This is a genomic window from Lishizhenia sp. (assembly GCF_033720595.1).
GTDB lineage: Bacteria > Bacteroidota > Bacteroidia > Flavobacteriales_D > Crocinitomicaceae > Lishizhenia.
Map to the genome: position 1 here is coordinate 1 of NZ_JAWWCF010000083.1, position 11931 is coordinate 11931.

The window sequence follows — 11931 nt, forward strand, 5'->3', positions numbered from 1 at the left end:
CTGTGAGGACTTCCACTTTACCAGCATGAGTTTAGGTGATTTATTAGATGCTCAATTGTCTTGGAATGCAACCAAATTGAACCCTACGTCACTTTCTTGGTACACCTATATCAAAGGAGAAGATGATTTAAAGTTTGATATTAAAACGTCATACTTCACCATAAGAGATCACCGCTGGGATATACGTAAAAACTCAGTGATTCATATCAAAGGCGATAGTTTGGATGTCGATAATTTCCGCATGGCAAGAGATAACCAATACTTAAGTTTAGATGGTTTAATAAGCAATGAACCAAATGATAAACTCGAGGTGGTGGCCAAAGATTTCGATTTGAGCGATATTGCTGGAGTTTTTGGAGATTTTGCAGTAGAAGGAATTGCCAACATAAAAGGTGAAATAGCTACACCTTTTACAGATTTGTTTTTTACAGGGAACGGAAACATAGATTCCCTGTTCATTAATAGTGAAGAGGTAGGTGATATTGCATTGCTGGCGGCTTATCGACAAAAACAAAAGAAAATAGATGTTGAAGGAAAAATCAATTATAGAGGGATAGAAACTTTTGACTTTAGTGGTTACTATGATGTGGTTGCCAAGGAAGATAATCTGAACTTCTTGCTAGATTTTAAAGGTGCAGATTTACAGGTGGCAAATGCCTTTATGGATGAAGATGTGGTATCTAACATTGCCGGTAACCTTGCTGGTAAGGTAAAAGTTAGAGGGGAGATAGATGCGCCAGTTTTAGAAGGAAAGGTGAAGCTTTCTAATGGGAATGCAAAACTTCAATTACTCGGTGCCAACTTTAAGTTTGATGGAGAGATAGAAGTAGTAGAAAATGGTGTGTTCTTAAACAACATTCCTATTAAGGATGAAGAGGGGAATACGGGGTCTGTGGTAGGACAGATTTTCCATGATAATTTTAAGAATTTCAACTTCGATTTAACCTTTGATATGGAAGAATATCTGGTCAATAACAAATTTGTTCCTGTAGACCGCTTTTTGGTTATGAATACGAAGTATGATCCGGACGAGTACTACTATGGTAAAGCTTATATCAGAGGAACTGCGAATATTTCAGGGTATTCAGACAACTTAATTATCGATGTAAATGCAAACACGCGAAAAGGAACATGGATAGATTTTCCTATGTACGGGGCTTCAGAGATTGAAGAGGCCGAATTCATAGAATGGCTTCCGCGTGTGGCAGATTCATTGCTATCTAATGAACCCAAAATTGATTTTACTGGAGTAGAATTGAATTTAAATATTGGCGTAACACCTGATGCTCGTTTAAAAGTAATTTTTAATGATGCCACAGGAGATGAAATCACAGCTCATGGAGGGGGAAACATTATCATTAGTTTAGATAATTACAACCAATTGACCATGGAGGGAGTATTCACTGTGGATAGGGGGAACTACAACTTTGTGTTAGGTCCTTACAAGCAAAACTTTATTCTAGAAAAAGGAGGAACTGTGCAGTGGACGGGAAGTCCTTACGATGCAACCGTAAATCTACAAACCTATTACAAGACTACAGCAAATTTAGATGTGGTGGTACAAGATGTAATGACGAATAATGGGACCAGGAAAGATGAGATCAATTGTTATTTGAGTTTGAATGGAGAGTTAATGAAGCCAGAGATTACTTTTGACATCAAAGCTCCCAAAGCCAACGAAATGGGTAAAGCAACTTTGGCAAGAATACGATCAGACCAAGATGAGTTAAACCGTCAATTTATTAATCTGATGGTCTTCAAACAGTTTATACCGCTTAATTCAGGAGGATCTATAGGTGGTGGTTTGGATTTGGTAAGTACCCAAATCAATTCATTGATAGATAAGTTAAACACCGGAGCGAACATAGGGGTTGCTTTAGACAGAGATCAGCTAACGGGAGATAACTCTGTGGAGCTCGGGGTGAGTAAAGAATTCTTGGATGATAAACTCATTGTTTCAACATCCTTTGGGGTAGAAAATAATGCAAGTTCTTCCGCGACTAATACAAGTAATATCATTGGTGATGTACGTGTGGAATATGTATTGAACGAAGCCAGAACCATGCGTGTAAATGTCTACAACGAATCCAATGATTATTCTGTAATACAAGATAACAACCAAGGTCAATTTACGCAAGGTGTAGGTATTCATTACCAAGAAGACTTTCAAAATTTAAGTGACTTCAAATTATTCCAGTATATTGGTAACCTCTTTCGAAAAGAAGAGGACAAAAAAGAAGATAATAACAATAAAAAGAAGATTCCTCAGGAGTATATAGACAACCCTGCGTTGTTAGATGAGGAGAATTAATATATTGAATACAAGAGATGAAAAAAGTATTGATAGCCAACCGTGGTGAGATTGCGAGAAGGGTAATTAGAACCTTACACAGGTTAAACATAGAAAGTGTAGCTGTCTATTCTGACGCAGATGCCAATGCTCCTTTCGTTTTAGAAGCTGATGAAGCTGTTCATATTGGAGCTTCACCTTCAGCAGAGAGTTATTTGGTGCAAGAGAGAATTTTAGAAGCTGCCAAGGCAACAGGTGCAGATGGGATTCACCCAGGATACGGTTTCTTATCTGAAAACGCTGAGTTCTCTGAAAAGGTAAAAGCTGCAGGAATTAAGTTTATTGGACCATCGGCACACGCTATGGAGTTGATGGGAGATAAATTAAGTGCTAAGCAAGCGGTAAAGGAATTTAATGTTCCTTTAGTTCCAGGTATTGATAAAGCAGTTTCTGATTTTGAAGAAGCTGTTGATGTTGCCAAGCAAATTGGTTTCCCAGTTTTGATCAAAGCTTCTGCCGGTGGTGGAGGTAAAGGAATGCGTTTAGTGGAGCGTGAAGAGGATTTGGTGGAACAAATGCAATTGGCCCAATCAGAAGCGCGTTCTTCGTTTGGTGATGATGCAGTTTTCGTTGAGAAATTTGTAACGAAACCACGTCACATCGAAATTCAAGTATTTGCAGATAGTCATGGAAATACAGTTCATTTATTTGAGCGTGAATGTTCTATCCAACGTCGTCACCAAAAGGTAATTGAAGAGGCTCCAAGTGCTGTTCTTACTCCTGAAATTAGAGAAGAGATGGGACAAGCAGCAATTAACGTTGCCAAAGCATGTAACTACGAAGGCGCAGGAACCGTTGAATTTTTAATTGATGCGGATTTAAACTTCTACTTCCTAGAAATGAATACACGTCTACAAGTTGAGCACCCGGTTACTGAAGAAATTACAGGGCTAGACTTGGTAGAATGGCAAATTAGAGTGGCTAGAGGTGAGGAATTGCCGTTAAAGCAAGAAGAAATTAAAATGAAGGGTCATGCTATGGAAGTACGTGTGTACGCAGAGGATGCCTTGAATAACTTTGCTCCGGACATAGGGACGTTACGTAGATATAGAAAACCAAACTTTGACTGGGTACGTGTAGACGATGCTTTTGAAGAGGGAATGGAAATTCCTATTTACTACGATCCAATGATTGCGAAATTGGTAACCTACGGTGAAGATAGAGCACAATCTATCGAACGTATGATTAAAGCAATTGATAATTACGAAATTTCTGGTTTAAGAACAACCTTAGATTTTGGTAAGTATGTGATGAAACACAATGCCTTTACTTCAGGTAATTTTGACACCAATTTTGTGAAGCATTACTTTGAAGATCCAACAGTAATGAAAGTAGCTCAAAAAGAGGAGGAGAAAGCTTTGAAAGCCGGTATCAACCAAATTTGGGATAGATTAAAAGAAAGAGAGAAAGAAGAGTTTGCAGTAAAACCTGTTAACAACTAATTCTTTCGGAGGATATATAGGTGGGACTGTTCATTGAGCAGTCCCATTTTTTGTGCATAATAGTTTAGATATAATTAATTTATTCGTTGAACTTTCTTCTTTTCAGCTGAATTATTTTTGTGTTTATTCCATCAAATATTCGTACCTTCTAGGGTATGAAACACTATAATTGTCCATATTGTCATGCATACTTAAATGCACAAGGCTATATAGCCCTAGCGGTAAAAAAACCGCACGGAAACAGTGGTGTGATATTGTTGAGTGAAGAAATAGGGGATTATGCAACCAAGTTAAATCCGAAATTGGATATACACGAAGGTGATTTAACCCACTTTCACTGTCCTAGCTGTACAGAATCTTTACACTTACCTTCTGACGAACGTTTAGTAAGGATTTTGAAAACAGATAGCAATGGAGTAGAACACACAGTTATCTTCTCAGCTATTAATGGTGAAAGGTCTACTTATTTAATTTCAGATGAAAGACAATTAACATTTGGAGAACATGCGTTGAAATTCATGGACCCAGAATGGTACCTTAAATTGTGAGGTATTACTACTGTAACTTTACCAATCTTCAAGAGAATTTTTGAAGCATCTAATTTGTTGTTCAAAATTTTCCTTAACAAGGAAAGAAAGGCTGGAAATCAAAGTTCTATTTTGATTTCCAGCTTTTTGATTTATGCCCTTTTAAAGTGAAGGTATTCAAGGGTAAGTCCGACGAGAACTACTACCGTACTTCCGATAATATTGTACATTAAATAACTTAGGTCAAAGAATTCGTAGACTTTCATTACGTGTATTATCAATACCGTTAATTGTCCTACTATTCCTGCCAGTAATGCTGCTTGGTGACCAACTTGCTTAAAGAAAAAGGCCAAAAGGAAGACACCTAAAATAGTACCGTAGAATAAAGATCCAAGTATATTCACCAATTGGATGAGGTTTTCGAAAAGTCCTGCAGTTAAGGCGATGACTATGGCGAGTAATCCCCAGATAATGGTCAGTACTTTAGATACTCTAACGTCCTTTTTATCTTCATCAGATTTTGACCAGAATTTTTTGTAAAAGTCTATAGTGGTGGTAGATGCTAAAGCATTTAATTCTCCAGCTGTGGATGACATTGCTGCAGAAAAGATAACTGCCAACAGCAGTCCAATCAAACCTGGAGGCAAGTACTCTAATATAAAGCCTAAGAAAATATAATCGCTGTCTTTTTCTTCATAATCTGGATCAAAAGAACTTAACTTTTCTTTGTATAAGACGCGTAGGGAGTCTTGTTTAAGCTGTAACTGTTGCGGTACATGTAAATCTGCTTGTGTGCTTAATAGTTGTTTCTTTTCGCTAAAAACAAGGTCGTAGGCTTTTTCAATTTCTACCAGTTCTGCTTGTTGAGTAGGTGTTATATCTACCAAATGCTGATTAAAAACTATAGGCGGTTTGTTGAATTGAAAAGAGACAAAAACCATCACGCCAATGAAGAGTATGAAAAACTGCATCGGTATTTTCATCAATCCATTAAACATTAACCCCAGGCGAGATTCTTTCAATGATTTACCTCCTAAATAACGCTGTACTTGCGATTGATCCGTACCGAAATAAGAGATAAATAAGAACAATCCTCCTGTAAGTCCAGAAAGTAAAGTATACCTGTTTCCGGTGTCAACGGAAAGGTCGATAATATTCATCTTACCCAGAGCTCCGGCGATGTCAACTCCTTCACTTAAACCTATGCCGATTGGGAAACTATCTAAGACGTAATAAAAGGCAATAAACATTCCGGTCATGATGATTCCCATTTGCCATTTTTGAGTAAGTGAAACGGCTCTACTTCCACCAGAAACGGTATAAATAATCACCAAGCCACCAATTAAAATACAGGTCAACTGTAAGTTCCAATCTAATAGTGTAGATAAAATAATGGCTGGGGCATAGATGGTGATACCTGCCGCCAAACCTCTGGAAAGTAAAAACAATAAAGCAGTAAAAGATCGCACCTTTACATCAAATCGCTCCTCCAAATATTGGTAGGCAGTATATACTTTTAAACGATAATAAATGGGGAGGATGAATACAGAAATGAATATCATCGCTAAGGGCAATCCAAAGTAGAATTGCACAAAGCCCATCCCACTTTCATAGGCTTGACCAGGCGTTGATAAGAAAGTGATGGCGCTGGCTTGGGTAGCCATGATGGACAAGCCGATTGTAGCCCAATTCTCGGAGTTGTCACCCTTTAAATATCCTTTAAGGTCTTTGTTTAGCTTGGTTTTCCAAGTTCCATAGGCTACGATAGAAAACAAAGTAACCAGTAATACAGTCCAATCTATCCAACTCATAAAGTATAGGTGTTAGTCATCCATAAATACAAGAGTATCTGCAAGGCTAAAAATCCAACCAAGGCCCAATACCACGCTTTCCAGTTGGTTTTATCTTTTTCCTCCATAACTAGTAACTTAAAATGTTTGCGAATAAACGATAGGCCCCAATCACACCTTGAGGAAGTTCTCTAAAGAAAGAAATTCCAGTGTAAACCACTTGTCCTTCTCCTAACTCAGCAACAATCAAAGCTCCTTCTTGAGCTTGTTCACCTTGATCGGCCCAACTCAATAATGGCGTATAAGCAGGCGTATAGTTCTCCGCAAAATATAACCCTCTTTCTTGCACCCAAGCATCGAAATCTTCAGGTGTGATTTTATTGGGTACATTAAAAATAGGGTGTTCAGCATCTAATATGTTTACTGTGGCATCTTCTTCTGTTACTCTGTTTCTTCCAATTTTAAATGGGAGGGGAGCAAAGGGTTGAAAATTGCCAGATCTTGAAGCCGTGTTGTATTGAAGGATTAGTTTACCTCCCGCTTTCACAAAATTCTCGAGTTGAGGGTGGAAGTTTTCCAATTCAGGATGAACATTGTAGATACGAATTCCGAGTACAACGGTTGTGTATTGCGTTAAATCAACGCTAGGTAGTTCACTTACCTCAAACTCATCCACTTCTAAACCTAATTGACGAATAGCATTAGGAACAGCATCTTCTACACCTTTGATGTAAGCTACTTTGAGTTCTTTCACTTGCACATCTAAAGGAATACATTTCATTTGTGAAGGAGAAAAGATGACTTGAGTGGGGATATGGTCGTAACTGATTTCTGTTGCATCATAGATGCTTTTTCCCGAACTATCCTTAATCAATAATTCGCCCGATGCAGCGTTAGTACTTGGCGTAAGTTGAAGGATAATATTTTGTTCTTGGTGTTTCTTGGTGAAGTGTACCTTAAAAGTAGACTGACTAATTTTCCAACCTTCAGGAACTGTAATACTTAATTCGTCTTCGTAATTGTTTTGGTATCCGTGCAGCGTTATCAAAACTTCTTTTTCAACACCAGGCTTTGCAATCAATATGTTTTGATCGAGTGTTGCAGTGATTTTTGGAGCTATCACCAATGGTCTGCGTCTTTCTCCGTAAGAAGGATCCCTCCATTTATGATCTGCCGAAACCGGTAATTCTAAGGTTTGACCTTCAATTTCTATGCGTAAATAACCGTGAATAGCGGCTCTATTCTCAGCCCTTAATAAATTTTGAGGGTCGTTTACCGTATACAAATCTGTATGCTCATTTCTCAACCAATAAGGAGTGGAAAGAACCGTTGTGGGAGCCGTTTTTAGACGATGTTTGTATTCTTTATTTTCAGGAATTTCTTCAGAGAGATTAATTTCAGTTCCATCACTTAAACGCAAAGAATTTAAAGTGACAGGTGTAGATGATCTATTGATAGCTACGAGTTCTAGAGGAATTTCTTCTCCTAAAGCAAAACTGTGATCGTCTGCCAATAGTTCTAAATTCATTCCTAAACATTGGGCTATGATTTCTTTACACAGCGCAACTTTTTCATCGCGCAATTGAGGATCTACAATTTGTTCCATGTAGTTCAATATTTCGAGTAAAGCAGGGATGTTTTGTGCAGGGTCTTGGAAATTGAAATTCTCCAAGAGTTTATTGAAGCGCTTTTCCACATTGCTTTTGGTCAAATTAAACCAATCTCGTTGTGCATGTTCAAAGAAAGAGTTTTTAAGTTTTTTACCCTTCAAATGCTCAAAGTACTCTATTTGCTCACCGCGCTCAAGCAAGTTTCCAAAGCCTTGACATTTATGCTGAGAACGTGCAAGCGTTCCAATTTCGTTGTAAGATTTTCCTAACATCGGGGCGTATCCTCCAATGTCTTTAACCAAGTAATTTGGGTTGTTGGCAGCAGAATCAGCTATGCTCGGATTCCACCAATACGATGAGTTCCAATAAACGCTGTTTACTTGCCAAGTTCCTAATTCCTTTACTTGTTCTGGTAAATACTTGGCATCGGCCGCTTTATCAAATGCTTCTAATGCAAGAAGGGCAGAGGCGGTGTGGTGACCATGTCCGGCTCTTTTATCGGGTGGGAAACGCGTTACAATCACATCTGGTTTAAAGCGACGTATCATCAAAACTAAATCCGCCATCAATACATCCTTACCCCATTTTTGGAAAGACTCTTCTGCAGATTTTGAATAACCGAAATCCACGGCCTTTGAAAAGTACTGTTTGGCATGATCATGCGATCTTGCAGCCAGCAATTCTTGGGTACGCAATACACCTAAAGCATCACCTAACTCATTTCCGATTAGGTTTTGTCCGCCATCTCCACGGGTTAAGGAGAAGTAGGCCGTTTCTGCTTTTTCTCCCAAAGAAAACCAAGCCAAAGCTCTGGTATTCTCATCGTCGGGATGAGCAGCAACATATAACACACGTTTTAAAGAGTGTAATTTTTGCAGTTGAACATAAATGGAAGAGGAAGGTTCTGATGCCTTCGCAAATGAGGTAAAGAAAAGGGTAAGTATTAAAATTCCCTGGGTGATATAATTTCTTTGCATAGGGCTAAAAATAAATAAAAGAACCAGCCTTTAAAGCATATTTTTTGACAATAAATGACAATCCAATTACTTTAAGAATCCACGCTTATTATTTCATCCCTTTTTCCCCGAATCTTAAAACATTCTTGTTTCAATTAAATTTTTAAATGACTTTCTTTGCGCCCAAATTTCGAGGTATAGAGATGTACTTCGACACTTTTCACCCGAAAAATTAAAATATGAAGCCTGGTATTACGAATAATATCAAAACACAAGATAGTGATCCCAAAAGTTGGGTTCCAAATTTTCCAAACCCTGCTGATTTTAGGTTTGACTATTTTAAGTTGTTAAAAGAATCTCCAAATGGATTAGCCAAACTAGAGCAAGACCAACCCTCAGTTGCCATAATGGGCGCGGGAGTAGCGGGAGTTACGGCTGCTAGAGAATTGTTGCGATGTGGTTATAAAGTGACCCTTTTTGAAGCTTCTAATCGCATTGGAGGAAGATTATATACCTTGAAAAATCCTTTAGATAAAGGGATAGAGCGTAAGCACGCCGGTTTGGAAATGGGAGCCATGCGTATGCCTTTCTTTAGTAAACCAGGTGATGAAAATTGCTTGTTAGGGTATTATTTAAATCACGAGCCAGGTAGAAATAAAGCAATACTTACACCTTTCCCAAACCCTGGAGCTGCACCAGGAAATACGGGTATTTATATCAATAAAGGATTTGGACCAAAAGGGGCAGAAAGTGAAAAGCCGAGTATGATCTTTTGGCCATTGGATGAGGACGGTGTTCGTCGATACCCCAAAAATGAAGTATTGCAGAAGTTATGTGAGAAAGTAGAAGAGTTTGGAAAAAACTTCCAACAGGCTGCCAAACAATACTATACACAAAACAATGAATTGTGGACGATTTGTTGGCGTAAGCTTCGTGCACATTACCAAGGGATGAGTTTTAAAGATTTGGTGTTAGAACCCTCTTTAGACCGCGAAGAAATTTTACATAAAATTGCTCATTTAGAGGATTTTGATGGTGATTTGGGCGGTTTTGGAATGACTGCTGAAGAAGCCAATTTGTTATACATCATAGGTACAGGTGATGGAAGCTGGGGAGCATTCTATGACATCGGTGCGATGTGGTTTATTCGTTGTACTTATTTTGGTTTTGACTCTAACCTACAAACGGTAGAAGGTTTGGCCCACCCAGAGGAATTGCCCTATTTTATGCGAACTGTCTTAGATTCATCAACTCCACAAAAGGCCTTTGAAGGACCAAGTTATGAAGGAATTCAAGGTTTGGCAGAATACCTAATGTTTGCACCCTTACCAGGGGAAGAAGAGAAGTCTTTGTTTACCGAAGGGGATTTGTTCATGGAAACTCCTGTAACTAAAATTAAAAAGACAGAGAAAGGTGTGTTGGTCTACTCAGAGCAGCATCCCGAGGGACAATTTTTTGACAAGGCTTTGGTAACCTCTACCAAATGGGCAGCGCAATTGTCTATGGATTTTGAAGGTTTCCCAGAAGAAGAGTTACCGCAGGATAAAATCATTGCCGCACAAACGCAGCACAACATTTCGAGCTGTAAATTATTCTTCCCTTTAAAAGCCAGGTATTGGGATAAAGAACAATTTCCTGACTGTAAAATTCCACAAGTTTTGGTAACAGACACCTTGATACAAGACATGTATGGATTAGCATGGAGCAATAAACCAGAAGATCCGGGTGTGATTTTGGCCAGCTATACCTGGGAGGATGATTCGTTGAAACTTTTGGCTTTCAACAATGAAGAATTGAGTGATATCGTGCTCAAAGAGTTGAAGTCTATAACCATGGAAACCTTGGGAGAGGATATTACTGAATACATAGATACTACAAAACCTGTTTCTATACAATGGATCAAAGAACCAACCTATTTGGGATGTTCTAAATTGTACAGAGCCCACAACGAGGCAGAGAACATGATAGATTTGGGCTACAATGAACATTTCGCCAAAGCTTCGCATTTGTATTTTGCAGGTGAGAATTATGGGGTAGAAGGTGGTTGGACAGAACCAGCGTTGCGTTCTGCCTTAGATTGTGTGTTGCACATGATTAAACATACACCGGGAGCAGTGCTTCAACATCCGAATTTCTCATTGGAAGAAGATTATCCTTCTTGGCCAACCTATGATTATAAGAAAGAAGAACAAACCGTTAAGGTAAGTACAGATACAGAGTTGTTTTCAGTGAATTAATTGGTCTTACCAGTGCTAGAGAAATATTAATTTATCGTTCCGCTCGGAAACCTATATCTATTGAATAATTAAATGATCTGATTCAGGTTATCGAGCGGAGTCGAGATGAGCGACATACGAAGCGTGAAATACTACTCCGGGGAAACTTAAACAGCAGTTTGAATAAGCTGTGCTAATTGTTCAATTTCTTCTGCTGTATTAAACGCATGCACACAAACTCTCAACCTTTCTTCGCCGGGTTTAACAGTAGGAGGAAGTATGCACTTAATACCTATGTTAGCTGCCTTTAATTTCTTTTCCCAAGCTTTTAAGGTGTCTATATTGTCAGCAGTTAAACACTGTATCGGACTACCATTGTTTTTCAATCCAAATACATCACAAAAGCGAGCGATGTTGGCTTGCAATTTTAGTTGTAAAGCCTTGAAGTCGGTTTGTGTTATAATTTGCTGAACGCGGTAAACACTGGTTTCTGGAAGGGTAGTGGTGTAAATGAAGGAGCGTGCAAAGTTCACTAGGTTGTCCTTTACCAATTGAGAAGATAGCACCACAGCACCGTGCGCTCCAAATCCTTTTCCAAAGGTGAGTAGACGTGCAAAAACTTCATCTTCTAATCCTAGTTCTTCTATTCTTCCACCGCCATTTTTACCAAAACAAGCTCCGGCATGAGCTTCGTCTACAATTAAATGAGCACCGTATTTTTTACAAATTTCAACCGTTCCTTTTAAGTCGGCCAAATCTCCGTGCATGGAGTAGAGCGATTCTATCAAAACAAAAACTATCCCTTCTGCCTTTTGCAAGCGTTCTTCTAAATGAGAAAGTGAGTTGTGTTTGAAACTGTAAGATTTACAGCGCGCCAATATCAATCCATCTCTAGATGAAGCATGGATGTGTTCATCGTAAATTACGGTATCATGACGCTTCACCAAAGCTTGTAACAAGCCCAAATTGGCATCGTAACCTGAATTGAAGAGCAAAGCTGCTTCTGAATGGAAGTGTTGGGAAAGTTGTTCCTCCAATTC

At 38.7% G+C, this 11931-nt stretch carries 7 protein-coding genes; 4 read left to right on the plus strand and 3 right to left on the minus strand.

Translation table 11 applies throughout. The annotated features are described in order from the left end of the window. The 3 genes from R3333_RS07550 to R3333_RS07560 form a co-directional block, all read left to right on the plus strand. A partial coding sequence (locus R3333_RS07550; protein ID WP_318958179.1) for a translocation/assembly module TamB domain-containing protein occupies window positions 1-2311 on the plus strand: 2311 nt, incomplete at its 5' end. 17 nt (window positions 2312-2328) lie between these two features. Continuing rightward, window positions 2329-3792, plus strand: a complete 1464-nt coding sequence (locus R3333_RS07555) for an acetyl-CoA carboxylase biotin carboxylase subunit (protein WP_318958180.1) — start codon at window positions 2329-2331, stop codon at window positions 3790-3792. 155 nt (window positions 3793-3947) lie between these two features. Beyond that, window positions 3948-4340: a hypothetical protein gene (locus tag R3333_RS07560; protein ID WP_318958181.1), complete on the plus strand. Its 393-nt coding sequence runs from the start codon at window positions 3948-3950 to the stop codon at window positions 4338-4340. Between the two features lie 131 nt (window positions 4341-4471). On the opposite strand, the gene R3333_RS07565 is transcribed toward R3333_RS07560, so the two are convergent. Together R3333_RS07565 and R3333_RS07570 are read right to left on the minus strand one after the other, a co-directional pair. Next, a complete protein-coding gene (locus R3333_RS07565; protein WP_318958182.1) occupies window positions 4472-6130 on the minus strand; it encodes a sodium:solute symporter in 1659 nt (552 codons plus the stop codon). Between the two features lie 109 nt (window positions 6131-6239). Further along, entirely contained in the window at window positions 6240-8696 is a 2457-nt protein-coding gene (locus R3333_RS07570; RefSeq protein ID WP_318958183.1) for a PIG-L family deacetylase, read from the minus strand. A 218-nt stretch (window positions 8697-8914) separates the two neighbouring features. On the opposite strand from R3333_RS07570, the gene R3333_RS07575 reads away from it, so the two are divergent. Next, on the plus strand, window positions 8915-10912 hold the full coding sequence (locus R3333_RS07575; RefSeq protein ID WP_318958184.1) for a flavin monoamine oxidase family protein: 1998 nt from the start codon (window positions 8915-8917) through the stop codon (window positions 10910-10912). Window positions 10913-11058: 146 nt separating this feature from the next. Here the strand turns inward: R3333_RS07575 and R3333_RS07580 are convergent. After that, window positions 11059-11931: pyridoxal phosphate-dependent aminotransferase family protein (locus tag R3333_RS07580; protein ID WP_318958185.1), on the minus strand; the 873-nt coding region annotated here is incomplete at its 5' end.

Bases quoted from the DNA above. Each gene is read 5' to 3' on its own strand.
- R3333_RS07555 (WP_318958180.1), top strand. From the start codon at position 2,329: ATGAAAAAAGTATTGATAGCCAACCGTGGTGAGATTGCGAGAAGGGTA.
- R3333_RS07565 (WP_318958182.1), bottom strand. From the start codon at position 6,130: ATGAGTTGGATAGATTGGACTGTATTACTGGTTACTTTGTTTTCTATC.
- R3333_RS07575 (WP_318958184.1), top strand. From the start codon at position 8,915: ATGAAGCCTGGTATTACGAATAATATCAAAACACAAGATAGTGATCCC.
- R3333_RS07560 (WP_318958181.1), top strand. From the start codon at position 3,948: ATGAAACACTATAATTGTCCATATTGTCATGCATACTTAAATGCACAA.
- R3333_RS07570 (WP_318958183.1), bottom strand. From the start codon at position 8,696: ATGCAAAGAAATTATATCACCCAGGGAATTTTAATACTTACCCTTTTC.